The organism is Pseudonocardia sp., from assembly GCF_050246655.1.
Classification (GTDB): Bacteria; Actinomycetota; Actinomycetes; order Mycobacteriales; family Pseudonocardiaceae; genus Pseudonocardia.
This window is the reverse complement of the sequence record NZ_JBFWVQ010000002.1, coordinates 129252-154601: the sequence shown is the minus strand read 5'-3', so window position 1 is coordinate 154601 and position 25350 is coordinate 129252. Positions and strand designations below refer to the sequence as shown.

Genomic DNA, 25350 nt, shown 5'->3' with positions numbered 1-25350 from the left:
CTAACTCCGTAGTCGCCACCGATCCGGCGCCCTCTCGCCGCCGGTACGACTGGTCCGTGAGCTCGGTGCAATCCGGCTTGACATTCGGATGGAATGCGATTCAATCTAATCGCATGGCGTTCGACTGATGGAACGCCGCCGGAACGGTGTGCCGTGCAGGGTTCGGACCGAGGTGAACCTCGCGGCACCGCGTGCCGTCGAGAAGGCATGGGGGTGGGGTCGGTGACGGCGGTCGTGCTCGACGCACCGGTGCGCTCGGCGACCGGGGTGCGGCTGCGGGTGCTCGGCGGGATCGCGGCCCGCCTGGGGGACGCGCCCGTCCGCCTGCGGGGGCCGCGACACCGGGAGGTGCTCGCCCGCCTCGCCGTCGCCCGAGGCCGAGTCGTCGCCGTGGACCGGCTCATCGAGGACCTCTGGCCCGAGGCTGCGCCCCAGCAGGCGCTCGCTGCGGTGCAGACGTTCGTCTCGCAGCTGCGCCGTGCCCTCGAACCGGACCGGGCGCCCCGCACACCCGCGCGCGTCCTCGTCACCGAGCCGCCCGGCTATGCGCTGCGGCTGGACGCCGACGCCGTCGACGCCTGGGAGCTGGAACGCCTCGTCGCCGAGGCCGGTGAGCTGCTCGACGACGGGCGCGCGGCCCTCGCCCACGCCCGCGCCGAGGCCGCGGTCGCGCTGTGCGCCGGGCCGGCGTTCGCCGAGTTCGCCGACGCCGCCTGGGCCCGCGTCGAGGCCGACGGGCTCGCCGAGACGGCGCTGCTCGCCCACGAGCGCCGCGCCGCCGCCGCGCTGGCCCTCGGTCGCGTCGCGGATCTCGTGCCCGAGCTGGAGGCCCACGCCGCCGCCCACCCGCTGCGCGAGGAGGCGTGGCGGCTGCTCGCGCTCGCCCACTACGCGTCCGGCCGCCAGGGGGACGCGCTCGCCGCCCTTCGCCGGGTGCGGGCCACCCTGCGCGACGAGCTGGGCGTCGACCCGGGTCCCGCGCTGCGGCGGGCGGAGCGCGACGTGCTCGACCAGGCCGTCCCGCTGCCGGAGCGGCCCGTGGTGGCGGGTGTCGAGAAGGTGGCGGGCGCGCCGTCCAACCCGGTGCCCGCGCCCCCGGTGCCCGCGCCCGCGGTGTCGGGGCCGGCCGTGCTGCCCGCGCCGCTCCCGCCGCCCGCATCGTCCGCGGTGCCCGCTCCAGCCGCGGTGCCCGTGCCGCCCGTGCTGCCCGCGGTGCCCGTGCCAGCCGGGATGTCCGCGTTGCCCGCTCCAGCCGCCCTGCCCGCTCCAGCCGCCCTGCCCGTCCCGGCGCCCGGCCTCGCCCCCTTCGTCGGCCGGGCCGCGGAGCTTTCCGTCCTGCGCTCGGCGGCGGCGTCCGCCGCCGGTGGCCGGGGCGGGCTCGTGCTCGTGTCCGGCGCCCCGGGTGCGGGGAAGTCCGCGCTCGCTCGCCGGCTGGCCGCCGAGCTCGCCGCCGCCGGGTGGCGGACGGCAGCGGGCTGGTGCCCGCAGGATCGGGGCGCCCCGCCCGCGTGGCCGTGGATCGAGCTGCTGGAGGCGCTGACGGCGCAGGAGCCGCCTGCCGGGATCGTCGCTGACCGGGAGGCGGCGTCGCTGGACGGCCTGCTCGCAGCGGACGGCACCCCGTACGGCACCGGGGACGGCCGGTCGGACGTCGCGGGCGATCCCGCGGTGGCCCGCTTCCGCCGCCATCGCGCCGTCGGCGCGTATCTGGCCGGGCTGGCGGCGACCCGTCCGCTGCTGCTGCTCCTCGACGACCTGCACGACGCGGACGACGAGACGCTCGCGCTGCTGTGCCGTCTGGTTCCCGATCTCGGTGGCACCGCGGTGCTCGTGGTGGCGACGCTGCGTGACGGGGAGGTGGGCGCCGCGGGCGGCGACGACGGTGACGAGGGCGGGGAACGGCTGGCTTCGGCCCTGGCCGAGCTGGCCCGCCACCTGCCGGTGCGGGTCGCCCTCGGCGGCCTGGACGAGGCGGCGGTGGGGGAGCTGGTGCGGTCGGTGTGCACGGCCCCCGTGGACGACCGGACGGTCGCGGAGCTGGCGCTGCGGACCGGCGGCAATGCCTTCTTCGTGACGGAGTGCGCGCGCCTGCTGGAGGCGGAGGGCCCCGAGGCGGCGACGACGGAGGTGCCGGCGGGCGTCCGGGACGTCCTGGCGCGGCGGATCGCGCGGCTGCCCGCGGCGAGCAGCGCGCTGCTGGCGACGGCCGCGGTGATCGGTCGGCGCTTCGACGTGGAGCTGCTCGCGGAGGTGACCGCGGCGGACCCCGACGCCGTGCTCGACGCGGTGGAGCCCGCGGTGGCCGCGGGACTGGTCGTGGAGCCGGGCGCGGGGCGGCTGGAGTTCGCGCACGCGCTGGTGCGCGACGTGGCGTACGAGTCGCTCTCGCGCCTGCGGCGGGCCCGGGTGCACGGGCGGGTGGCGCGGGCGCTGGAGCGCACGCAGCCGGGGGAGGTGGCGGCGCTGGCGCACCACTTCGCGGCGAGCGGCGCGGACCACGCCGCCACGGCCCGGTATGCGGGCGCGGCGGCGGAGGCGGCCGAGGTGCGCCTGGCCTACCCGGAGGCCGCGGTGTTGTGGCAGCGCAGCATCGTGGCGGCCGACCGGGCCGCGGCGCAGGCGGGACCGGACCCGCGCGAGCGCCTGGACCTGGCCCTGCGCCGCATCCGGGCCCTCGCCCTCGGCGGGGACGTGGTGGCGGCGCGTGCCGAGCGCGAGCACGCGATCGCCGCGGCGGTGGCCCTGAGCGACCCGATACGGACGGCTCGCGCCATCGGAGCGCTCACCGCTCCGGCGCTGTGGACGACCCGGCCCTACGGCACGCTCGCGAGGGACGTCGTCGCGCTCGCGGAGCGGACGCTGCGCGAGCTCCCGCCGGGCCACGACACGCTGCGGGTGCGGTTGCTCGTGGCGATCGCGTTCGAGACCGACGCGGAGGCGGGCGGGCGGGGGCGGGCCGCGGCGGCGCAGGCGGAGGAGCTGGCGCGGCGGGCCGGGTCCCCGGCGGGGCTGCTGATGGCGCTCAACGCGGTGTGCATGCAGCACTACACCCTGGACGGCCTGGGCCGCCGCTCTGCGGCGGCGCGGGAGATGCTGGACCTGGTGGAGCGCCACGAGCTGGCCTACGCCGAGGGCGTGGCGCGACTGATGCTCGCGGGCACGCACGCGAAGCGGGCCGAGTTCGACGCCGCCGACGAGCTGGTGGAGCCGGTCGCCGAGCTGGCGAGCCGCTACGACCGCCCGTTGCAGCTCGCGTTCGTCGAGTTCTACCGCGGGACCCGCCGCGCCGTGGCGGGCGACGTCGCCGGTGCGGAGCGCGACTACCGCGAGGCGGTGGCGATGCTCGCGCGGCTGGGGCAGTGGGGCGGGGAGCACGACCTCGCCGCCTACGCCGCCTACAGCCTGCGGATGCTCGCCGGGCGCCCGGACGAGGCGGTGCGGATCGCGGCGGCGCACCGGGCGGCGAAGGGCCGCGAGCTGCCGGAGCTGTACGCGGCGGCGCTGGCGGCGGCGGGCCGCACGGACGAGGCGGCCGCGGAGGCCGGCGCGCCCGGCCCGGTGCGGCTGGACTACTTCCACGACACGGTGATGGCCGCCCGGGCCCGGCTCGGGATCGCGATCGGCGACGACGCACGCGTCGAGCAGGCGCACGCGGTGCTCGCGCCGTTCCCCGACCTCGTCGTCGGGGCGGGGACGGCGACGGTGGCGGTCGGGCCGGTGGCGCAGGTGCTGGGCGAGATCGCGGAGCACCGGGGCCGGGTGCGGGAGGCCGCCGACCTGTACGGGCGGGCGCTCGCGGTCGCGCGGCGGGCGGATGCGCCGCGCTGGACGGCGCACGCGCGGGCGTCGCTGGACCGGACCCGGGCGCGGAGCGGGCGCTGAGCGGGCGCTGATCGGGGCGCTGATCGGACCCGAGTCAGCGGGGGATCAGCGGCCGTACAGCGCGGCGGCGCACCGTGGCGGGCAGGAAGGCCGTCGCAGGGAAGGAAGTCGCCATGGCAGCCACCACGACATATGCGCTCGCGTTGAGCCCGGAGGAGCGTGCCCGCTACCGGATGATGGCGTCGATCGCCCACGCCGACGAGCGGGACGCATGGAGCGCGGCCGGGATCCTGCCCGGCGCGACGGTCGCGGACGTCGGATGCGGGCCCGGCGCGGTGCTCCGGCGGCTGGCCGAGGCGGTGGGTCCGCTGGGCCGCGCGGACGGCGTGGACGTCGCGGACGAGGCGGTGGCAGCGGCGGCAGCCGAGGTCGGCGACCTCCCGCAGGCCGCGGTCCACCGTGGCGAGGCGGGTGCGACCGGCCTGCCGACCGGCGCGTACGACGTCGTGATGTGCCGGCACGTCCTCGCGCACAACGGCGGCCACGAGCAGCGGATCGTCGCGCACCTGGCGGACCTGGCCCGGCCCGGCGGTGCGGTCTACCTGGTGGACGTGGACGCGCCCTCGGCCTGGATCGAGCCACAGGACCCGGACCTGGCCGACCTGACCGAGCGCTACCGCCGCTTCCAGTCCGGCCGCGGCAACGACATGGCGGTGGGCCGCAGGCTCGGCGTGCTGCTGGCGGGGGCAGGGCTCGCGGTGGAGCGCTACACGTGTGGTGGCTCGGTGCTCCGCCTGCCGGTCGGGGTGCGCCCGCCCGCGTGGGCGGCGCGGGAGGTGATGGTGGCGGCGGGCGTCGCCACGGTCGCGGACGTGACCCGCTGGGAGGCCGCGCTCCTGCGCGCGGACGGGGCGGCGGTGCGGCCGTGGGGGGCGCTGCCGATGTGCGTCGCGGTGGGACGCGCGGTCTGACGGCGGGGTGCCGGCGTCGAGAACGGGCACCTGATCACCCGCGAGCCGGACCCGCGTGGCCCCGACCAGGCGATACGGTGCCCGGATGAACAAGACGCAGCTCGTGGAGGCCGTGACGGCGCGGATCGGCGACCGGCGTACGGCGCAGGCGGCGGTGGACGGCGTCCTGGAGACGATCGTCCGCACGGTGGGCGCGGGAGAGTCCGTGTCGCTGGCCGGGTTCGGGGTGTTCGAGAGCAGAGCCCGTGCTGCGCGCACGGCCCGCAACCCGCGCACCGGAGAGGCGGTAGCGGTGCCGGCGACGACGGTGCCCGCGTTCCGTCCCGGTGCGGGGTTCCGGGCCGTCGTGGCGGGCACCGCGGCGAGCCCACCGGCGGCACTACCGGGGGAGCCGTTCGAGCCGAAGGACGGGGCAGCGCCGGTCCCGCCGGACCCCCGCAACGGGGCGGCTCCCAAGTCCGCGCGCCGGACGCGGCCCGCTCCGGTGGCGGCGGCACCCGCCGCCTCCCCGATCGTCGAGGCGGCCGAGGTCGCGAGCGAGCCCGCGGCCGCGCCGGTGCGGGCGAGTGCGTCGTTCGCCGCGGACGCTCCCGAGGTGGACGCGGTGCCGCCGAAGCCGAAGAAGGCCGTGAAGACCGACAAGGCCGTGAAGGCTGTAAAGACCGACAAGGCCGTGATGGCTGACAAGGCCGGGAAGGGCGCGAAGGCGAGCAAGGACGCCAAGGGCAAGCCCGCGAAGGGCAAGGCGGCCAAGGGGAAGAAGAAGTAGCTCACCTGGTCGAGCGCTCGATTGCGCCTTGTACCACAAGACCTGATCCGATCGGGTGGTAGATAACCGATCGGAAACCTGCCGTGCCTACGGTTGCCGCCACTTCGTCACGCGGCGTACCCACGGAGGCGGTGGATGGTCCCGGAAGGCGCGGCGGTGCCGGTCGCCGTTCTCGGTCCGCCGAGCCTGCTGCTCACCAGCCTGGTGGCCGCGCTGCGCTGCCACGGCCACCCGGCGGAGCTGCTGGCGAGCGGCAGCGCGTTCGGGGACGCACGCCCTGGCGTCCTGATCGTCGACCTCGGCCCGCCGCGCGCGGTGGAGACGATCCCGCGCGCGGTCGCCGCAGGCTGGACGGTGATCGCCGTCGGCGCGTGGGCGTGCGTGGACCGTGCTGCGGCCGCCGTCGTCGCGGGCGCGCAAGCCTGGGCGAGCACGGACACCCCGTTCGCCGACCTCGCCCAGCTCGTCGTGGCGGGGCCCGGACTGCGGATGGGCGAGGCGGAGCGTTCCCGGTGGCACGAGGTCCACGCGGGTGCCGAGGCCGAGCGGGCCGGGCGCGTCGAGCGCCTGCGCCGCCTGTCGCGGCGGGAGCGGGAGGTGCTGCGCCTCCTGGCCGAGGGCAGGCGGGCGGCGGACATCGCGGACGACCTGTTCGTCGCGCTCGCGACGGTGCGCACCCACATCCGGTCCATCCTGGTGAAGCTCGAGGTGAACGCGCAGGACCAGGCGATCACGGTCTACCGGGACGCCGGGGGACACTGATCCGGTGGGGCGTCACCGGGCCGGCGTGGACGAGCACTTCCGCGTGCTCTTCGTGTGCACGGGCAACGTCTGCCGGTCACCGTTCGCCGAGATCCTGACGCGCCACCTGCTGCGGGCGCGGCTCGGGCCTGCGGCGGCGCGGTTCGTGGTGGCGAGCGCGGGGGTGCAGGGTGTCGCGGGTGCGGGGATGCACCCGGACTCGCGCGCCGAGCTCGCGCCCTGGGGGCTGCACGGCGCCGCGAGCGGGACGTTCGTCGCGCGGCGGCTGGACGTGTCGATGGTCGACGCGGCCGATCTCGTTCTCGGCGCGGGCGCGCGGCACCGGCGGTCGGTGCTGGAATGCAGCCCGGCGGGCCTCGGGACCACGTTTGCGGTGCGCGAGTTCGCCCGGCTGGCCGCGGCCGTCGATCCGGCGGTGCTCCCGGCGGACCCGGTCGAGCGGGCACACGCGCTCGTGGACCATGCCCGGCACGGGCGTGGGCTCGCACCTCCCGCCGGGCCGGACGCGGACCGGGTGCCGGACCCGATCGGAGGCCCGCGGCAGGCGCACCACGCGGCGGCGGTGCTCCTCGCGGAGGCACTGGAGACGGTCGTCTCGGTGATCACACCAGGCCACCTGCAGACCGCCGTACTCAGCCGTCCGGCGGTACGCAGATGGGCCGGAGAGCCTCAACTGCGTGATGAAACCGAGCGCGAGCGGTAACGACCGACGCGGTCGAACGACTCACCGGGTGTCGCGGTGCTCCCCCCGTGGCCACCGAACACCACCGGAGAGTCCGTGCACTGGATCGACCCGCCGAGGGCGCCGTTCCCTGAGACGGACGCCTCGGCCGAGCGTGCCGCGGTGGGCAGGCCGGCATCGCGCCGGCCCCGCGCCCGCGTCGTGGCACTCGCCGCGCTCGCGGTCGTCGTGCTGCTGGCGGGCGTCGGGTTCCTGGTGGTGGATCGGCTCGGCGACAACGTGGACCGCCTGCCGGACGTGTTCGCCCCCCTGGACCCGGCCGCCCGCCCGGCCGACGAGCCGGGGCTCACCTTCCTGCTGATGGGGACGGACTCCCGCGCCGCGCTCCCCACGACCGGCTCCGCCGCTGGCGCCGACGAGGGCTCGGCCCGCAGCGACGTCGTCATGCTGGCCCGGCTCGCGCCGGACGCCTCGTCGGCGGCGGTGGTGTCGATCCCGCGCGACAGCTGGGTCGACATTCCCGGCCGCGGGCCCGCCAAGATCAATGCTGCGTACGCGTACGGTGGCCCGTCGCTCCTGGTGCGCACCGCCGAGCAGCTCACCGGGATCCGCGTGGACCACTTCGCCGTCGTCGACTTCGCGGGCTTCCAGGCGATGGTCGACGCCGTCGGCGGCATCGACGTCCAGGTCGCGGCGCCGACGTCGAACTACGGCGTCGACTTCCACGCCGGGATGAACCACCTGGACGGGGCGGAGGCGCTGGCCTACGTGCGGCAGCGCTACGACCTCCCGGAGGGCGACCTGGACCGGGCCCGCCGTCAACAGAACGCGCTGCGGGCGCTGCTCACGAAGGTGGCCTCGGCGGGCACCCTGGCCGACCCGGTGGCGCTCTACGGCTTCCTCGACGCAGCGACCCACTCGGTCGGCGTCGACGACAGCATGACCAACGGACGGCTGCGCGAGCTGGCGCTGGACGCGCGCGGCCTGCGCCCGGCCGGTGTGACGTTCCTGAGCGCGCCGGTGCGCGGGCTCGGGCGCGAAGGCGACCAGTCGGTCGTGTACCTGGACGGGCCGGGCGGCGCACTGCTGTGGGCGGCCGTCCGGTCGGGGACCGTCGCCGAGTACGTCGCGGCGAACCCGGCCGCCGAGCTGGGCGAGGAGCCGTCGTGACGGCCAAGGACAACCTGCGCGAGCTGCGCGAGTAGCGGCTCGCCTGCCCGAGGCCGCCGGATCATGGAGGGGGTGATCCGGCGGCCGGGCCGGTCGGCGAGACTGTCCCGCCGAACCCGTCGGCTCCTCGGGAAGACGTCGAACGGACAGGAGCACTCGTGGCCACCGTCGAACAGCTCGACCGCAACTCCCGCGTCTACGTCGCAGGCCGCACCGGCCTCGCCGGCTCCGCGATCGCCCGCGCGCTCGACGCCGCCGGGTTCGCCGACGTCGTCGGGGCCCGCTCGTCCGAGGTCGACCTGCGCGACCGGGCGGCGACGTTCGACCACCTGCGCGACGTCCGTCCCGACGTGCTCGTCCTGGCGGCCGCGCGGGTCGGCGGGATCGTCGCGAACGACACCATGCCCGCGGAGTTCCTCTCCGACAACCTGCGCATCCAGGTCAACGTCATGGACGCCGCGCATGCCGTCGGGGTCCGACGCCTGCTGTTCCTCGGCTCGTCGTGCATCTACCCCCGCCTCGCGCCGCAGCCGATCGCCGAGTCGAGCCTGCTGACGGGCCCGCTGGAACCCACCAACGACGCCTACGCGATCGCGAAGATCGCCGGGATCCTGCAGGTGCAGGCGCACCGCCGCCAGTACGGCGCGCGGTGGATCTCGGCCATGCCCACGAACCTCTACGGCCCCGGCGACAACTTCCACCCGGAGCACTCGCACGTCCTGCCCGCGCTCGTCCGCCGCTTCCACGAGGCCGTCGAGGCGGGCAGCGACCGGGTGGTGCTGTGGGGCAGCGGTACCCCACGGCGCGAGTTCCTGCACGCCGACGACCTGGGTCGCGCGGTCGTCCACCTCCTCGACGTCTACGACGACCCGAGCCCGATCAACGTCGGGGTCGGCAGCGACGTGACGATCCGCGAGCTCGCCAGGACGGTCGCGGAGGTCGTCGGTTTCCGCGGCGCGATCGAGCAGGACCTGTCCCGACCCGACGGCACGCCGCGCAAGCTCCTGGACGTGAGCCGCATCCGGGCCACGGGCTGGTCTCCGCGGGTGCAGCTGCGTGACGGCATCGAGGGCACCTACCGCTGGTTCGTCCGGAACAGGACGGTTGCGCAGATCGGCTGAACATGCGATCATCGAACGGATGTTCGAATCAACGATCGAATCCGTAGCCGGCGAGTGGCAGTCTCTCCCCGGGACGACGCTGCCCGCGGACGCCTGGCCGGACGTGCCTGCGATGGTGCCGGAGAGCTGGTGCACCGAAGGGCCGCGGCTGGACGAGCTGCCGCCGTCCGGGTTCGCGGTGCTAGAGCTGGAGTTGGCCACGGACGCACCCGCGCAGCTGTCGGACGACGACCTGGTGGGTGCGATCGCCGGGTTCGACAAGATGGCCTCCTGGGCGCAGGCGCGGCAGGCCCGCTTGCTCGCCGAGCTGCGACGCCGCCGGGAACGTGAGCTGTCCGGCCAGAACGGTCGGCGGGTGCCGTTCGTACCGGACGAGGTCGGGGTGTCGTTGCGGCTGTCGCCGGGGGAGTCGGCGGCGCGGGTCGAACGGTCGGGCTACCTCGACGAGGTGCTGCCGGACGTCCTGGAGGCCTGGGAGAGCGGCGCGCTCGACGCCGGCAAGGTCCGGATCATCACCGACGCCACCGAGGTGCTCTCGCCCGAGCACGCAGCCGCCGTGGCCGCGCGGGTGCTCGGTCGGGCGCCGGAGCAGAGCAAGGGCCAGCTGCGGAAGTCTGTGCAGCGGGCCGTCATCTCGGTCGATCCCGAGGGTGCCGAGAGGCGCCATCAGGCCGCCCGCAACGATCGGCGGGTCACGGTCAACGCGCAGCCCGAGGGCATGGCGTCACTGTGGGCCTACTTCTCCGCGCCCGACGCCCGCGCGTGCTTCGAGTCGCTCACGCGGCTCGCCCGCGGCCTCGGCGGGGACGACCCCCGGCGGATGGACGCTCGCCGGGCCGACCTGCTCGTGGCCCTCCTGACGGGCCGGATCAGCTACGTCGATCCTGCGGATCCGCCTGGCGACGCCATCCGCGAGGGGTGCCCGGGGGGTGCGATGTGGCCAGGCGGCCCGGGCTCGGTCGACGAGGCCGGTGCGGCACAGGCTGGTCCGGCGGAGGCGGCCGGGACGGCCGACTGCGCGGGGGTGGCTGGGTCGGTCGGCGGCAGGCGGGATTCGGACCGGCCGCCACCGAGCCGTAAGGGCGCATCCCCGCCGCTCGCCCCGCAGCACACCCACCGGGATCCTGCTCGGCCGAGGCGGGAGCGGCTCAACCCGATGTCGCCCGGGAAACCGTTGATCACGATCGTGATCCCGCACTCGACGCTGCTCGACGCGGACGACGAGCCCGCTGAGCTGCCCGGGTACGGGCCGATCCCCGCTGGGCTGGCGCGCGAGGTCGCCGCGGACGGCGTCTGGCGGAGGCTGGTCACCGACCCGCTCTCCGGCACCGTGCTGGATCACGGACGCACCACCTACAAGCCGCCCACCGGGCTCGCCGACCACGTGCGCTCCCGCGACCTCCACTGCCGCGGTCCGCGCTGCCCGCGGCCCGCCACGTCGTGCGAGCTCGACCACCACGTTCCGCACCCCGAGGGTCCGACGAGCGCGGCGAACCTCGTGGCGCTCTGCAAGCGCCACCACGACCTCAAGGGCGGTGCCGACCACGGCAGTAACGGTTGGCGCGTCGTCCTCGAACCGGACGGCGGTCTCACCTGGACCACGCCGACGGGCCGCACATGGACGAGTCATCCCCACGACTACCGCGTGGACCCAGTCGACCTCGAACACGGGCTCGGCCCACTGCCTCGTGACCTCGCGCTCGGTAGCCGGACACCCGGTCGCACCGCCGACCCACACGTCGACCTGGACGACCTGCCACCGTTTTGAATCGAGGTTGGCGGCGCAGAATCGGGCCGCGGCTGCCTTGCGTGTTGGACCGGCCGGTCCTGCCCGACCGGGGCCGGACGGCCTCGTTATCGGTGATGAAGTCGGGCCCGGTGCGTAACGGATGGCGCTCCCGTACGACTGAATGGGTGTCGTGGTGCTCCCCCCACGGCTGTCGAGAACCACGGAGAGTCGTGATCAGGATCGTCTCCGGAGGCGTCCCGTCCCCCCAGGCGGGCGTTGCGGCCGGTGTGCTCGCGGTAGCCGGGCACCGGGCCGTCCCCGTCGGCGGCCTTCCCGCCCGCGAGGATCTGCGGCCGGGCTCGGCGAGCTCTCGATGCCCGGCAGGCCGATCGCGACGGCCGCGGCCTGATCCCGGTTGAAGGAGGAACGACGTGCCGGTCTTCGCGGTCCTGGCCCACGCCGAGCCGCAACTACTCGCCCGCCTGGTGGACCGCCTGGCGCCCCATCCTGTGATCGTCCACATCGACGCCCGCTCGCCGGGACAGGAGTTCGCCGGGCTTCCGCGGACGGTCTACGTGCGAGATCGGGTGCCGGTCCGCTGGGGCGGCTTCTCCGTCGTCGAGGCGACCGTGCGCCTCTTCGAGACGGCCGTCGAGGTCGCCGCCCCCCGCGAGCACGTCGTGCTCCTGTCCGGCCAGTGCTACCCCGCTCGTCCCGTGAAGGAGTTCGCCGACTACCTCGACAAGGCACCCTTCCGGCAGCACTGCCACGCCGCCCTCTTGCTCGACGGGACCCCAGCCGCCGGTCAGGTCCTGCGGCGCTGGTACTTCGACCACATCCCCGTCGGTTCGGGGCCGCTCTACCCTGCGCGCGTCGCCGCACGACGTACGGTGGCCGCCCTCGCGCCTCGGCGGCGGCCGGACGCGTTCGGCGGCTTCGCCCCGGTCGCCGGCAGCCAGTGGATCGCGCTCACCGCCGACTGCGTCGCCGACCTGCTCGAGCGGGCGGCGGACGAACGGCTCGTTCGAGCCTTCCGCCACACCCAGGCGCCGGACGAGACCTTCTTCCAGACCCTGCTGTGGAGCAGCAGGTGGCGTGCCGAGGTCGCGGACCCGGAGCTGCGCCCGCGGAGCGGCAGGGTCACCGCCGACTTCGCCAACTATCACTACGTGGACCGCTCCCTGCTGGGCATCCGCACCATCCACGACCTTCCCATGATCGAGGAGTCCGGGAAGTACTTCGTCCGCAAGGTCTCCGCTGGCGGGTCGGCAGAGCTGCTCGACGCGCTCGATGCCCGAATCCGCTGCTAGCCGACCTGTGACGCCTAGACCGCCGACAGCTCCCCGACCCAGAACGGCCCCCCGATGCGAATCGCCTACTTCGTCACCTCCTACCGCTCCCCGCAGATGCTCATGAGGCTCCTGCGAACACTGCGCGCGGGGGATCCCACGAGCGTGATCGTCGTCCACCACGACCGCTTCCGGTCCACGCTCGACGAATCCGCGCTCGCCGCGATCGGCGACGTCCACCTGCTGACCAGCGACGCCCCGATCGTCTGGGGTGACATGACGCTCGAGTCCGCCCGCTGGCGGGTCTTCGCCTGGATGCTCGAGCACGTCGAGTTCGACTGGGCGGTGCTGCTCTCCGAGCAGGACTACCCGATCCGCCAGCTCTCCGGGCTCGCTGCGCGCCTCGGCGCGGGCGGCGCCGACGCCGTCGTCGAACTCGACCGGCTCGACCGGATCCCGGACCGCAGCCTGCGGCGCGAGCACGAGCGCCGCTACCTCTACCGCTTCGTCGAGCTTCCCCGCCCACGATTCGACGCGGTCCCCGGGCGGGTGCGGCGGATGGCTCGTGAGGTGCGGATATTCGGCTATCGCGCCTTCAACAAGATTCAGAGCACGGTGCGGGTCTACTGGTTCCCCGAGGCCCTGCAGCTTCCCACCAAGATCGGTGTCCGCTCCGGGAGCAGGCTGTTCGGACCGGACTACCCGTGCTGGGTCAACTCACCCTGGTTCGCGCTCTCACGCACGGCGATGGAGCGCCTGTGCGCGACGCTGCGAGAGCGTCCGGACCTGGTTGCGCACTACGAGCGGACGATCATCCCGCTGGAGTCGGCCTCGGCCACCATCCTGGCGAACGATCCGGAGCTCGTGATCGAGAACGCCTCGCTGCACCACATCCGGTGGAGTAGGCCCACGACGGGTCGGCCCGACGTACTGGGCCTCGACGCCGTCGACGGGATGCTCGCCTCCGGCCTGTACTTCGCCCGCAAGTTCGATCCGGACGACCATGCCGTCCTCGACCTGCTCGACGAGCAGGTGCTCGGCACGTCGCCCGCCCGTCCGAGCTCGGTGGTGGGCGCGTGACTCGCCGGCGGATCCTCGTCACCGGCGGAGCCGGGTTCATCGGCTCGCGACTGGTCCGGGCGCTCGCCCTTGCCGGTGCCGACCAGGACGTCGAGGTCGTCGTGCTGGACTCGCTGCACCCCCAGGTCCATCCGCGCCGGGAATGGCCGGCGTTGCTTCCGCCGACGGTCCGGACGGTGCTCGGCGATGTCACCGACTCCGGCGGATGGGATGCGCTGCTGCGCGACCACCTCCCGGATGTCGTCGTCCACCTGGCGGCCGAGACGGGCACCGGCCAGTCGCTCACCGAGGCCAGTCGGCATGGCCGGATCAACGTCGTCGGCACCACCGAGATGCTCGACGCGTTCACGCGCCGCGGCCACGTGCCCGACGGCTTCGTCCTGGCCTCCTCGCGGGCCGTGTACGGCGAGGGCCGCTGGACCGACGCGGCGGGAGCAGCTGGCTACCCGCGTCCGCGGGACGCTGCACGGCTGGCGGCAGGTCTGTGGGACCCGGACACCGGGACCGGTGAGCCTGCGCAGGCACCACTCCCGCACCGGGCGGCTACCACGCAGCCACGGCCGACCAACGTGTACGCGGCCACCAAGCTCGCGCAGGAGCACATCCTCGACGCGTGGGCGGGGGCGCACGACTGCGGCCTCTGCGTGCTGCGGCTGCAGAACGTGTACGGCCCCGGCCAGTCGCTGGGCAACCCGTACACCGGCATCGTCACACTGTTCGCACAGCTCGCGCTGCGCGGAGAGGCAGCCGACGTCTACGAGGACGGGCAGATCCTGCGCGACTTCGTCTACGTCGACGACGTCGTGGCCGCCCTGGCCGCGGCAGCCGGCAGGCGCGCCGGTGGGCGGGTGACCGTGGACATCGGCTCGGGTGCACCCGTGACGCTGCTGGACCTCGCCCGGCGCCTCGCGGTGCTGACAGGGGCGCCACGGCCGAACGTGTCCGGGCGCTACCGCGCCGGTGACGTCCGCGCGGCGCACGCCGACCTCGGTGCGGCAGCGGAGATCCTCGGTTATAGCCCGACGGTGGATCTCGAGACCGGCCTGCTGCGCCTCCTCGACTGGATCTCGGAGGAACCCGGCACTCTCACCGGGCTCCTGGCGCTGGACGGGGCTCGGCGCGCATGACGGGGAGCGGCGACGGCCCGGACGTTCTCTTCGTGAGTCACACGGGCGTGCTCGGCGGCGCGGAACGGGTGCTCCTCGGCGTCGCGGGCGGCCATGTGCCGCGGGGTACGGCGTTGCTGTTCGCGGACGGCCCGCTGCGGACGCAGCTCCAGGCACGAGGAGTGCCGTGTGCGGTCGTCGCGGACGCCCCCGATCTGAGCCGTGTCCGCCGTGACGCACCACTGCTGCGGGCGGCCCTCCCAGCCGTCCGCGGCATGATCCGGGTCGCCCGGCGCGTCGCCGAGGCGTCCCGGCATGCCGACGTCGTGTACGCGAACTCGCAGAAGGCCTTCGTCGTCTCGGCTGTCGCCGCCTTCGCTCGCCGTAGGGCCCTGCTCTGGCACCTGCACGACATCCTCGACAGCGACCACTTCGGGCGCATGCAGATCCGGCTCGTCGTCAAGCTCGCGAACCTCGCCGCGGACGCCGTCGTCGTTCCGTCGGCCGCAGCGGAGGCGGCCTTCGTCGCCGCGGGCGGCCGGGCCGATCTCGTGCGCGTCGTGCACAACGGCGTCGACCTGCCTGTGGTTGCCCAGGCCACCCCGAGGGCCGAGCTCGGCCTGCCCGGTGGGCCGCTCCTCGGCGTGTTCAGCCGGATCGCCCGGTGGAAGGGCCAACACGTCGCCGTGGCCGCGACCGCCCTGCTGCCCGGGGTCCACCTGCTGCTCGTCGGAGGCCCGCAGTTCGGCGAGGACTCCTACCTGGCCGAGCTGCGCGAGCAGGTCGCCATGCTCGGGATCGCGGATCGCGTGACGATGATGGGGCACCGCGAGGACGTGGCGACGCTCATGAGGGCGGTCGACGTCTGCGTGCATCCCAGCGTGTCGGCCGAGCCGTTCGGCCTCACCGTCGTCGAGGCGATGGCCTGCGGACTGCCGGTGGTCGCCGCCCGGAACGGGGCGATCCCGGAGATCATCGACGACGGCTCCGACGGGCTACTCGTCGAGCCGGGCGAGCCCGAGGCGCTGGCCGACGCACTCCGCGGGCTTCTCGCCGACGCGGTGACGGCTCGGCGCCTGGGCGATCGCGCCCGCCAGACCGCGCGCGAGCGGTTCTCGCAGCCGCGGACGGCGGCCGCTGCCGCTGCGGTCGTGAACGAGGTCGCGGCACACGGTGGGCGGCGGGGCGCCGCGGCCCGGGCGGTCCTGCGATGACCGGGAAGGGGGTCACGACCGGCGTGCGCCCACCGCGGACGTTCGGGCTCAGCCCCGGAGCGCGAGTCATGGCGGTCAATACCCTGTCGATGGCCGCGGGGCCGATCGGGGCCGCACTCCTCGCGCCGATCCTCGCGCGGACCCTCGGAGCCGAGGGTCGGGGCGAGATGGCCGCCATCCTCGCCCCGCTCACGTTCGCGGACGCCTTCGCGACCGTCGGGATCCCCGCGGCCATCGCCTACTTCCGGGCCCGCGGGACGGGCTCGGCGCGGCTCGTCCGGCTCGCCCTTCCGGCGCTCGTCACCGCGGGGCTTCTGGCCTACCTCGTCCTGTTCCTCTTCGCACCGACTGTCGCCGGCCGCCACGGACTCGACCTGGGCGTGGTGCGGATCCTCTGGGCGGCCGTGCTCGCCGGGATCGTGCTCGCCGTCCTGCGGGCCTGCCGGCAGGGCGAGGCGAACTGGACCCGGCTCAATCTCGAGGCCGTGCTGGGACCGGTGCTGCGGGTTGCCGCTTGTGGCGCCCTCTTCCTCACCGGCAGCGAGTCGGTGCAGCTCGTCACGGCCGTGTACCTGGGCTCGGGCATCGTCGTGGGGCTTGTGCTGGTGCGGCCGCGGGCCGCGGCGGCGCATCCGCTGAAGCCGCACGCCGAGCCGACCCGCGGCGAGCTCACGTCCTTCGGGCTGCGGTCCTGGGCGACGACGCTGAGTTCGGTCGTCAACGCGCGGATCGATCAGCTCGTCCTCGCCGTCGCCCTCCCGGCGTACCAGCTCGGCCTCTACGCCGTCTCCGTGACGGTCGCAGAGCTGCCCTCGGTGCTGTACCGGGCCGCCGCACCCGTGCTCTTCACCCGGGTCGCGGGCGGGTACGGCTGGGACGGCTCCGCCCGGGTGGTTCGCCTCGTCGCCTGGTCCTCCGCGATCCTCGCGACCGGGCTCGCCGTCGTAGCCGCCCCGCTGGTCGAGCTGGTGTTCGGCGCGGAGTTCGCGGGCGCGGTGGTGCTCGTCCAGATCCTGCTCGCAGGCGCGGTGCTCGCGGCGAGTGCGACCGCGATCGGAGCGGTGCTCGCAGCCAGCGGGTCCCCAGGGCTCGTCTCCCTGACCGAGGCGGGCGGAGTGGTCGCGACGCTGCTCGGCATGCTGCTTGCCGTCCCCCGGTGGGGGGCGGTGGGTGCCGCCGTGACGGTGAGCCTGACGCAGCTCCTGCTCTGGGGCTCGCGGGCGACGATCTTCGTACGGGCCAGCGGGCTGGGGCTGTCGTCGCTGCTCGTGCTGCGCCGTGCGGACCTCGCCGCCGTGCTCGCGGGAGGGCGGGCCCGATGACCTCGCCCACGAGCTCACCCGTGCGGGCGGACACCGCGGAGCGCCGCTGCGACTGGCACGTCGTCGTCGACTCCCTGGCCGAGGACAACGCCTCCGCCGTGCTGAACGTCGCGCGCGGGCTGCAGCGAGCGGCCGTCGACGTCGGCGTGCCCGCCTATCTCGCCGTCGGCGCAGAGCAGACGAACGGTCGCGCGGATCGCGAGGGCGTCCTGTGCCCCCGACCCGGCGGCCGGGCCCGGGCGGTGGCCGACGCGGCGAGCAAGTGGCTGCGCGGGACGTCGCTGGGCTGGCGCGAAGTCGCGGACGTCAGCGCAGCCTGCTCGCGGCCCACCCACGTGTTCCTGCACAACCAGCCGTGGCTCGCCGGCGCCTTCCGCAGGCAGCTGCCCGATGCGACGATCCACCTCTACGCGCACAATGTCCTGCTGAGCCATGTACCGCGGGCCACCGTGCGGCGCGTCCTGCGGGAGATCGACGGGTTCGTCGGCGTCAGCCGCTTCGTCGCCGACGACTTCGCCGCGCGCTCCGGGATCGAGCCGGAGCGGCTGCACGTCGTGCACAACGCCGTGGACGCTGACGCGTTCATCGCGCCCGGGTCCGCCGCCGAGGCGCACACCGACGTGGTGTTCCTCGGACGGATGGTTCCGGAGAAGGGCGCGCACGTCCTCGTCGACGCCCTCACCGTGCTGGACCGGCGAGGCATCCGGTTGCGGGCCCGCATCGCGGGCGCGCAACGGTTCGCCGAGCCGGGACGCTCCGGGGCCTACGAGCGGGCGCTGCGCCGCACCGTCGCCGACCGCGGCCTGGACGTGGAGTTCGTCGGGTGCCTCCCGCCACGTGACGTCCCGCGGTTCATGAACGGCGCGCGGATCGTGGTCGTCCCGTCGGTGTGGCGCGAGCCGCTCGGGCTCGTCGCGCTCGAAGCGCTCGCGAGCGAGGCCGCCCTGATCTGCACGAGGTCCGGCGGCATGCCCGAAATCGTCGGGACCGGCGCCCTGCTGGTCGACCCGGGGGACGCGACCGCCCTTGCGGGCGCCATCGCCCGCCTGCACACCGACGAGCACCACCGCGGCGCTCTCGCCGCCCGGGGGAGGGCGGAGGCCCGGATCCGGACCTGGGCTCGCGCCTACGACGAGCTGCTGAAGATCGGCGCCCGCCCGGGGCAGCCTGCATGACCTCACCTGACACGACCGACAACCGCGGAGGAGTTTCGCGAATGTACGACTGGACGGACAGGACGGTCCTGGTGACCGGTGGCGCATCGTTCATCGGTTCCCATCTCGTCGACGCGCTGGTGGAGCGCGGCGCGCAGGTGCGCGTCGTCGACAACCTCTCCAGCGGGCGGGCGGAGAACCTCGCGACCCATCTCGCGAGCGGGGCGATCGACTTCCACGAGGGCGACCTCCTCGATGCGGCCGTGACCGACGCCGCGACGGCTGGAGTCGACGTCGTCTTCCACAACGCCGCCGACCACGGCGGGCGCGGCTACATCGACCTGCACCAGGTCAACTGCTCGACCAACATGATCCTCGACGGCATGGTCTTCCGCGCCGCCGAACGCGCCGGCGCGCAGAAGGTCGTGTTCGCCTCGTCCGGCTGCGTCTACCCCGAGCACCTCCAGACCGACCCCGACGAGATCCTCTACCTCACCGAGGATCTGGTCGGGCCGCCCTACGCCGCCGACAACCTGTACGGCTGGGCCAAGCTCATGGCCGAGATGACCCTGCGGGCCTACTGTGCCGAGGGCCGGCTCGCCGCCGCCTCCGTGCGCTACTTCACCGCCTACGGGCCGCGCTGCCCGGAGAGCCACGCGGTGATGGCGATGATGGGCCGGGCGATGGTCGGCCAGAACCCCTTCGAGATCTGGGGCACCGGCGAGCAGATCCGCAACTGGACCCACGTCGACGACATCGTCGAGGGCACGATCCGGGCTGCCGAGCGGGTCGACGACGGCTCGGCGATCAACATCGGCACGATGGAGCGAACGAAGGTCGTCGACTGCGCCCGCGAGGTCCTCGCCTACATGGGCAAGGACGCCGACTTCGTCTTCGACCCGTCCAAGCCGACAGGGCCCTACAACCGTGTCTGCGATCTCCGCCTGTGCCACGAGAAGCTCGGCTGGACCCCGGAGATCGAGTTCAAGGACGGGCTGCGGTCCACGATCGACTGGTACCTCGAGAACAACGACGTCGACGAGGTCCGCCGCACCCTCGGGCACACGCTGACGGAGCGCCGCCATGCCTGAGCAGGCACCGGGCACGGCCGCCCTGGGGATGGTGGTCAACTACTACTGGAACTCGCCGGACGCCACGGGGAAGGCGCTGCTGGCACGCACCACCGAGCTGGGGCTGCGGCTGCTGCGGCGCAACCGCCGCGTCGGGACGATCGTCCTCGTCGACGGCAGCCCCACGCCGGACTCCGAGCTCGCGGCGACGTGTGAGGAGATCGGGGCCCGCTACCATCACGCAGGCCGCGAGCTCGGGCTCGCCGAGGGCTACAACACCGGCTGGCGGCTCCTACCGGAGCCGTTCGTGGGCATCATGGCCAACGACATCCTCCCGCACCCGATCAGCGCGCTCGATGCCCTGCTCGACATGGCGGAGAGGGATGACGTGGGCTGCGCTTTCCCCTACCTGAGTGTCGGGGACTACGTGACCCAGATCGTCCGGTCGTCCGTCCTGCGCCCGACGATGGTCACCTGCGAGCCGGCATCGATGACGCTCAACCTCAACATCTTCCGGAGAGCCGTCCTGGAGCAGGTCGGCGGCGTCGACGAGGGCTACGTCGCGGGCTACTACGACCCGATCATGGTGCTGAAGATCCGCGAGCTGGGCTACCGCGTCGTGCTCGTCGGGGGCGCGACGGCGATGCACGTCCACGCGCTGACCAAGGCGGAGGGCGGGAGCACCCTCGGGCTGGCCAAGCTCGCGCTCGACGCCGAGCGGTTCCGCCGCGAGTACCCGGAGCACCACGCGGAGCACGGTGTCTGGAACGTGCGTTTCGCGGAGCGCCCGTTCGCGACGACGCGCCCGGCTCGGATGCTGTGGTGGTTGAGCGAGAACGCACCGTTCTGGCCGGTCCGGCGGGTGCTGCGCCATGTCGGGTACACCTTCGAGCCGCTGCTCACCCGGTATCCGGCCCGTTTCGGGACCGGGCCCGGTCGGGCAGCGTCCGGGTCTGCCGGCGGACCCGCTCGGGAGGCCGCACTCCGTCGATGAAGGGGACCGGACCGGGGAGGCGGAGGAACGCGAGGAGGCAGGCGCGGTGTTCGGGGAGCGGGGCCGATCGCAGGCGCATCCGGCGCCCGGTGATCGGGATGCGCTCCTGGGCCGTCGCCGTCTCGTGCAGCTGGGCGCGGCCGCCGTGACGGGCGCGGCGGCAGCAGCGGCGGCAGGTCCAGCCGGTCGCGCCTCCGCGAGCGAGTCGCCCTCGGCGCTCCTGGGCGTTACGCCGGGTATCGACGTGCGCGAGTTCGGCACGATCCGTACCACCGATCCCGACTTCGACGCCTTCCCCGTCCTCCGGCGAGCGCTCGACGAGGTCCCGGAGGGCACCACCATATGGATCCCGCCCGTCGGCCCCGGCGAGGCGTACCGCCTCTCCGCCGAACTCGACGTGGATCGCCACGTCAACCTGGCCGGATCGTGGGGCCGGGACAAGAACGACGACAACGGAAACGAGGTGTACGGCTCGATCCTCCAGCCGCTCGATCGGCAGACCCAGGACGGGATGACCTCGCTGCTGCGCGTCCGGCGCTCGTGGGTGAGCGTGGACGGGCTCGCCCTGGTCGGCCACGGCGCGCGGGCCGGCTCGATCGGGCTGCGGTTCGCCGGCGACGGCGAGTCCCATCACACGCACGGGGCGCTCGCGCGGCGGGTGGTCGCCGTCGGCTTCGCCGCGGGCGTGACGTTCGGTGCCTGGTCCGACCACGCGACGCTGGAACACTGTGCGCTCAACGGCAACACCGACGGGATCACCTTCGAGCGGGACAACCACTTCGACCACTTCGTGACGGGCTCGTTCCTCGACGGGAACGAGCGCGCCAGCATCTACCTTCCCGCCGGCGTCGGCACCGACAACTTCGCGGTGATCCGGTCGCACCTCGGCTTCTCGCGGTTCGGGATCCTGCACGAGGACCCCGACGGGGAGAACCGCGGCTTCTCCGGACTGGTCCTGATCGCCTCGCCGATCGAGTTCGTCTCCGAGCAGCACGTCGTGCTCGCCACGTCCGGCAACATCCGCATCGAGGGCGGCTACTGGACCTGGGACGGCACCCCGGCACGCCCGGCGTTCACCGTCCGCGACGTCACCCACGGTCCGGTCTGGCTCTCCCCGCGCCTCGACGAGGGGTTCCCCAACCCCGAGAGCCCCGCGCTCGTGGACGTCACGGGATACGCCAACCACCCGATCTACGTCCAGACCCCGCTCAACGACTTCGCGCGGACCGTCCGGCGCGGCTCGCGCAGCCTCCCGCTCGTGGCGGGCGGGCGGGCGGATGGCGGGGCGCTGACCTCGCTGATCGCGGCCCTGCAGGCCGCGGGACTGATCGAGGACGGGACGATCGCATGAGCCTCACCATCGCGGGCCCCGACGCGCCTTCGGGCACGCGACGCCGCGGCAGGCGCAGGCTGAAGCGGGGTGCGGATCACCTCGTCGCGCTCGGGCCGTTCCTGCTGATCTCCGTCGTGGTGTTCCATTACTCGCCCGACGATGCTCTGATCACCGCCCGCTACGCCGCCAACGCCCTGCGCGGCGAGGGGCTGGTCTTCAACCCGGGCGAACCGGTCGAAGGCTTCAGCAGCCCGCTTCACCTCGCACTCACGGTCGTCCTCACCGCGCTCCCGGGCGGCTACTTCCTGCTGAAGATGAAGCTGATGTCGATCGCATTCGGCGTTCTCACGCTGATCGCGTCGGTCAAGCTCGTGCGAGCCGCCGGCCTACGGCGCTGGGCGCGGCTGCTCGCGCTCGGAGCGATCGGCGGTTCGTGGGCGCTCGCCGTGTCGTCGACCAACGGCCTCGAGACGAGCCTCGTCGCCTTCCTCACCACCCTGCTCGCTGCGCTCCTGATCGGGGGCGAGCACGTGACGCGACCCGCGGTGACCGGAGTCGTCGCGGGCGCGCTTGCGATCACCCGGCCCGAGTCGATGCTGATCGTCCTGCTCCTGGTGCTCGCCGTCGCCGTGCGACCCGATGTGCGCGGCTATCGCGCCAGCCTGCACTGGGTCGCGGGACCGATGCTGGCCGTCGCCGCGCTGGTCGTGGCCCGGCTCGCCTACTTCGGATCGGTCGTCCCGAACACCTACCACGCCAAGGAGACAGGGGCCGTCGAGGGTCTGGTGACGGCGAGCCGCTATGTCCGCAAGAGCCAGCCGGTCTGGGACACGCTGGACCGGCCGGGAGCCACGGCAGCCCTGGTCGTGCAGTTCGCGCTGGTGTGTGCCGCGGTCGTGCTCGTCCACCGCCATCGTCGGGCCCTGCTGCCGCTCGCCGCCGTCGTCGTGGGCCAGGCGGTGTTCGTCCTGACCTCTGGTGGCGACTGGATGCGCGGTGCGCGTTTCCTTGCCCCGCTGCTGCCCGCGCTGGCGGTCCTGCTCGTGATCGGGCTCGTCGCGGTCGTGGACCGATGCCTGCCCGGGAGGGGGCGGACCGCGATCGGCGCAGCGCTCGCCGCTGCCGTCCTCGCGGCCACGTGCTGGCCGGTGACGTCGGCGTTCTCCCCGGTGTGGCGGACGGCGTCGTTCGACGACCGGTCGCTCGTGGAGGTTGGCAACTCCGATTTCGACGGTGCGTCGAGCCGGCTCTGGGCGATGGGCCCGGACCTCGTCGCCTGCCTGGGACCGGGCTCGTCGGTGGCCTACACCGAGATGGGCTACTTCGGATTCGCCCGACAGGACCTGCACATCATCGACATGCGAGGCCTGACCGACGCCGAGATCGCGCGGACGGCGCCGGACGAGGCGCGGACCTTCTATGGCATCGCCGACCGCGAGTGGTTCGACGCCGACTCGGCCATCGGCCGGATCCTCACCGAGCGGCGCCCCGAGATGATCCTCTCCTTCGACGCCGAGCCGAGGTCGACCGTGCTGGGCGGTGACTACCTGCTGGACCGCGTGGTCGTCTGGGGACCCCTCACGCCGCTCGGGGTCTACGTGCGGAAGGACTTCTCCTGCGGGTAGGCCGTCCCGGCCGAGAGCCCGGCCACGATGAACAGCGTCGCGATCATGTTGAAGCTGGTCCAGGTCGCCTCGAAGAAGGCGCCGATCGCGTACGCCAGGACGGCGGCGACGGCGGCGATCCGCACGCGATCCGCAGGCAGTCCGGCGTGGCCCGGGTGCAGCGCGAGAACGATCACCGCGATGAACAGCGCCATCCCGACCACGCCGTAGAGGTAGAGGACCTGCAGGTAGGTGTTGTGCGGGTGGCCGTACTCCGACAAGGCGCCCACGTACCGCTGCATCGTCAGGGCGAACTCGGTAGCACCGTAGCCGTCGACGGGCCGCCCGGCGGCGGCCCGCAGCGTTCCGGCCCAGAGATCCAGCCGCACCGCCCCCGAGGTGTCCGTCGTGTCGGTCACGCTGCCCAACCTCGCGAACAGCGAGCTGAAGAGCTCCGGCCGGAGGACTGCGGCGAGCGCCGTGGCCCACAGCACCGGCACGGCCAGCAGCAGCTTTCCGCCGCGCGCAGGCTTCGGCTGCATCAGCAGGGCGACGCCGAGCCCGACGGCGAACGCGATCAGCGCGCTGCGGGTCTGGGTCAGGGCGATGCCCACGCTGGTGGCGACGAACGCGGCCGCGGCGACCCAGCGCCGCGTCCCGAGCGTCACCACGAGGCCGACCATGGCGAGATAGGTACCGAAGACGACCGGTGACTGCATCGTGCCGAACGGCCGGTAGCCGCCGTCGGCGGTGTTGTAGTTGAAATCCGGCGACTCGTAGCCCAGGGCCAGTAGCGTGTCCAACCCGACCGTCAGCTGGTAGGCCTCCATCGTGAGCATGAGACACAGCGCCGCGACCAGGCCGCGCAGCACCGCGGGCCGGAGTTCCGGGCGGCTCGCCAGCCGGTAGTGGACCAGCGCTGTGACCAGGATCGACCCTTCGCGCAGCGCCTTGCCGACCTCAGGAACGCCGGTGTCGAGATAGCTGATGAGCAGCAGCCTGCTCAGGGCCCATGCACCGAGGAGGATCGCCACTACTTCGAGGGCCCGGAGGCGACCTCGGAACGCTCCGTACAGGAGGCCTGCGGTCACCACCATGGCCAGCTGGACGTAGGAGACCTTGAGGTCGATCCGCACGATCTCGTGTGGGACGTAGGTGAACGGCAGGAGCGCGATCGTCAGGGACAGCGGCCAGTGGCTGCGGCCGCGCGCCGAACCGACCCCGCGCGTCGACGGGATCGATACGGCGAGGTCTCGGGCGGTCATCCCGCCGCGTGCGCCCGGGCGATGGTCATGATGTACTCGCCATACCCGGACGATGCCTGCCGTGCACCGAGGGCGAAGCACGCCTCGGCATCGATGAACCCCATCCGCAACGCGATCTCCTCAATGCAGGCGATCCGAATGCCCTGGCGGTGCTCGAGCACCTGCACGTACTGGCCCGCCTCGAGCAGGGAGTCGTGCGTGCCGGTGTCGAGCCACGCGAACCCGCGACCCAGATCCACGAGTCGGGCCCGGCCCCGCTCGAGGTAGACACGGTTGAGATCGGTGATCTCCAGCTCGCCGCGCGCCGACGGCGTGAGCGTCCTGGCGATGTCGACGACCTCGTCGTCGTAGAGGTAGAGGCCTGTGACGGCTCGGTCGGAGCGAGGCTTGTCGGGCTTCTCCTCGATCGAGACGAGGCGGCCGCGCGCATCGGTCTCCGCCACGCCGTAGCGATGCGGATCGCTGACGGGATAACCGAAGAGAACGCACCCGTCCGCGCCGGAGATCGTTCCGGAGATGCTGCGCTGCAGCGTCGCGGAGAAGCCGGGGCCGTGGAAGATGTTGTCGCCCAGTACGAGCGCGGCCGGGGAGCCGTCGATGTGGCCCGCGCCGATGAGGAACGCCTGCGCGAGACCGTCGGGCGACGGCTGTTCGCGATAGCTGAACTGCAGGCCGAGCTCGTGGCCGTCGCCGAGGAGCCGCACGAAGTCTGGCAGGTCGCGGGGCGTGCTGATGATCAGGATCTCCCGGATGCCGGCGAGCATCAGCACGGACAGGGGGTGGTAGATCATCGGCTTGTCATAGACCGGGAGCAGCTGCTTGGACACCGCCCGGGTGAGCGGGTGCAGGCGTGTCCCGCAGCCACCCGCCAGGATGATGCCTCTTACCGGTCT

Annotated in this window: 20 protein-coding genes; 18 read left to right on the top strand and 2 right to left on the bottom strand. The window is 73.7% G+C overall.

Annotated features, from left to right (window positions below; all coding sequences use genetic code 11):
• Nucleotides 1–222: 222 nt before the first annotated feature.
• The 18 genes from AB7J25_RS01425 (at nucleotide 223) to AB7J25_RS01340 (ending at nucleotide 23213) form a co-directional block, all read left to right on the top strand.
• The gene (locus AB7J25_RS01425; protein WP_428504114.1) at nucleotides 223–3882 is read left to right on the top strand and encodes a BTAD domain-containing putative transcriptional regulator; all 3660 of its coding nucleotides are present in this window, start codon (nucleotides 223–225) and stop codon (nucleotides 3880–3882) included.
• 113 nt (nucleotides 3883–3995) lie between these two features.
• A complete protein-coding gene (locus AB7J25_RS01420) occupies nucleotides 3996–4793 on the top strand; it encodes a methyltransferase domain-containing protein (RefSeq protein WP_428504112.1) in 798 nt (265 codons plus the stop codon).
• A gap of 85 nt (nucleotides 4794–4878) precedes the next feature.
• A complete protein-coding gene (locus tag AB7J25_RS01415) occupies nucleotides 4879–5562 on the top strand; it encodes an HU family DNA-binding protein (RefSeq protein ID WP_428504110.1) in 684 nt (227 codons plus the stop codon).
• Between the two features lie 135 nt (nucleotides 5563–5697).
• Nucleotides 5698–6324, top strand: coding sequence for a response regulator transcription factor (locus tag AB7J25_RS01410; protein WP_428504108.1), 627 nt, complete (start codon nucleotides 5698–5700; stop codon nucleotides 6322–6324).
• A 4-nt stretch (nucleotides 6325–6328) separates the two neighbouring features.
• Nucleotides 6329–7027 (top strand): hypothetical protein, encoded by a 699-nt coding sequence (locus tag AB7J25_RS01405; protein WP_428504106.1) that lies wholly within the window; start codon nucleotides 6329–6331, stop codon nucleotides 7025–7027.
• A 75-nt stretch (nucleotides 7028–7102) separates the two neighbouring features.
• Nucleotides 7103–8176: an LCP family protein gene (locus AB7J25_RS01400; protein WP_428504104.1), complete on the top strand. Its 1074-nt coding sequence runs from the start codon at nucleotides 7103–7105 to the stop codon at nucleotides 8174–8176.
• Between the two features lie 158 nt (nucleotides 8177–8334).
• Nucleotides 8335–9297: a GDP-L-fucose synthase family protein gene (locus tag AB7J25_RS01395; protein WP_428504102.1), complete on the top strand. Its 963-nt coding sequence runs from the start codon at nucleotides 8335–8337 to the stop codon at nucleotides 9295–9297.
• A gap of 19 nt (nucleotides 9298–9316) precedes the next feature.
• A complete protein-coding gene (locus AB7J25_RS01390) occupies nucleotides 9317–11065 on the top strand; it encodes a DUF222 domain-containing protein (RefSeq protein WP_428504100.1) in 1749 nt (582 codons plus the stop codon).
• Nucleotides 11066–11457: 392 nt separating this feature from the next.
• Entirely contained in the window at nucleotides 11458–12336 is an 879-nt protein-coding gene (locus AB7J25_RS01385) for a beta-1,6-N-acetylglucosaminyltransferase (protein ID WP_428504098.1), read from the top strand.
• Between the two features lie 54 nt (nucleotides 12337–12390).
• Nucleotides 12391–13395, top strand: coding sequence for a beta-1,6-N-acetylglucosaminyltransferase (locus AB7J25_RS01380; protein ID WP_428504096.1), 1005 nt, complete (start codon nucleotides 12391–12393; stop codon nucleotides 13393–13395).
• Complete coding sequence (locus AB7J25_RS01375; RefSeq protein ID WP_428504094.1) at nucleotides 13392–14522, top strand: NAD-dependent epimerase/dehydratase family protein; 1131 nt, start codon at nucleotides 13392–13394, stop codon at nucleotides 14520–14522. Before AB7J25_RS01380 ends, AB7J25_RS01375 begins: the two co-directional genes overlap by 4 nt.
• 32 nt (nucleotides 14523–14554) lie before the next feature.
• Entirely contained in the window at nucleotides 14555–15715 is a 1161-nt protein-coding gene (locus AB7J25_RS01370) for a glycosyltransferase family 4 protein (protein ID WP_428504092.1), read from the top strand.
• Between the two features lie 68 nt (nucleotides 15716–15783).
• Complete coding sequence (locus AB7J25_RS01365) at nucleotides 15784–17037, top strand: oligosaccharide flippase family protein (protein WP_428504090.1); 1254 nt, start codon at nucleotides 15784–15786, stop codon at nucleotides 17035–17037.
• Nucleotides 17034–18212, top strand: coding sequence for a glycosyltransferase family 4 protein (locus AB7J25_RS01360; protein WP_428504088.1), 1179 nt, complete (start codon nucleotides 17034–17036; stop codon nucleotides 18210–18212). The genes AB7J25_RS01365 and AB7J25_RS01360 overlap by 4 nt, the downstream gene beginning before the upstream one ends.
• 41 nt (nucleotides 18213–18253) lie before the next feature.
• Nucleotides 18254–19282, top strand: coding sequence for an SDR family NAD(P)-dependent oxidoreductase (locus tag AB7J25_RS01355; RefSeq protein WP_428504086.1), 1029 nt, complete (start codon nucleotides 18254–18256; stop codon nucleotides 19280–19282).
• A complete protein-coding gene (locus AB7J25_RS01350) occupies nucleotides 19275–20255 on the top strand; it encodes a glycosyltransferase family 2 protein (protein WP_428504084.1) in 981 nt (326 codons plus the stop codon). The genes AB7J25_RS01355 and AB7J25_RS01350 overlap by 8 nt, the downstream gene beginning before the upstream one ends.
• Before the next feature lie 244 nt (nucleotides 20256–20499).
• Nucleotides 20500–21606, top strand: coding sequence for a hypothetical protein (locus AB7J25_RS01345; RefSeq protein WP_428504082.1), 1107 nt, complete (start codon nucleotides 20500–20502; stop codon nucleotides 21604–21606).
• Nucleotides 21603–23213 (top strand): hypothetical protein, encoded by a 1611-nt coding sequence (locus tag AB7J25_RS01340; RefSeq protein WP_428504080.1) that lies wholly within the window; start codon nucleotides 21603–21605, stop codon nucleotides 23211–23213. Before AB7J25_RS01345 ends, AB7J25_RS01340 begins: the two co-directional genes overlap by 4 nt.
• Here the strand turns inward: AB7J25_RS01340 and AB7J25_RS01335 are convergent.
• Together AB7J25_RS01335 and rfbA are read right to left on the bottom strand one after the other, a co-directional pair.
• Nucleotides 23183–24457 carry an O-antigen ligase family protein gene (locus AB7J25_RS01335; RefSeq protein ID WP_428504078.1) on the bottom strand — a complete coding sequence of 425 codons (1275 nt, stop codon included), beginning with the start codon at nucleotides 24455–24457 and terminating at the stop codon, nucleotides 23183–23185. The genes AB7J25_RS01340 and AB7J25_RS01335 overlap by 31 nt on opposite strands.
• The gene (gene rfbA / locus AB7J25_RS01330; protein ID WP_428504138.1) at nucleotides 24454–25332 is read right to left on the bottom strand and encodes a glucose-1-phosphate thymidylyltransferase RfbA; all 879 of its coding nucleotides are present in this window, start codon (nucleotides 25330–25332) and stop codon (nucleotides 24454–24456) included. Before rfbA ends, AB7J25_RS01335 begins: the two co-directional genes overlap by 4 nt.
• Nucleotides 25333–25350: the final 18 nt, after the last annotated feature.

Coding starts and splice junctions, on each gene's coding strand:
- AB7J25_RS01420 (WP_428504112.1), top strand. CDS start 3,996: ATGGCAGCCACCACGACATATGCGCTCGCGTTGAGCCCGGAGGAGCGT.
- AB7J25_RS01415 (WP_428504110.1), top strand. CDS start 4,879: ATGAACAAGACGCAGCTCGTGGAGGCCGTGACGGCGCGGATCGGCGAC.
- AB7J25_RS01410 (WP_428504108.1), top strand. CDS start 5,698: ATGGTCCCGGAAGGCGCGGCGGTGCCGGTCGCCGTTCTCGGTCCGCCG.
- AB7J25_RS01390 (WP_428504100.1), top strand. CDS start 9,317: ATGTTCGAATCAACGATCGAATCCGTAGCCGGCGAGTGGCAGTCTCTC.
- AB7J25_RS01380 (WP_428504096.1), top strand. CDS start 12,391: ATGCGAATCGCCTACTTCGTCACCTCCTACCGCTCCCCGCAGATGCTC.
- AB7J25_RS01365 (WP_428504090.1), top strand. CDS start 15,784: ATGGCGGTCAATACCCTGTCGATGGCCGCGGGGCCGATCGGGGCCGCA.
- AB7J25_RS01360 (WP_428504088.1), top strand. CDS start 17,034: ATGACCTCGCCCACGAGCTCACCCGTGCGGGCGGACACCGCGGAGCGC.
- AB7J25_RS01355 (WP_428504086.1), top strand. CDS start 18,254: ATGTACGACTGGACGGACAGGACGGTCCTGGTGACCGGTGGCGCATCG.
- AB7J25_RS01350 (WP_428504084.1), top strand. CDS start 19,275: ATGCCTGAGCAGGCACCGGGCACGGCCGCCCTGGGGATGGTGGTCAAC.
- AB7J25_RS01340 (WP_428504080.1), top strand. CDS start 21,603: ATGAGCCTCACCATCGCGGGCCCCGACGCGCCTTCGGGCACGCGACGC.
- AB7J25_RS01335 (WP_428504078.1), bottom strand. CDS start 24,457: ATGACCGCCCGAGACCTCGCCGTATCGATCCCGTCGACGCGCGGGGTC.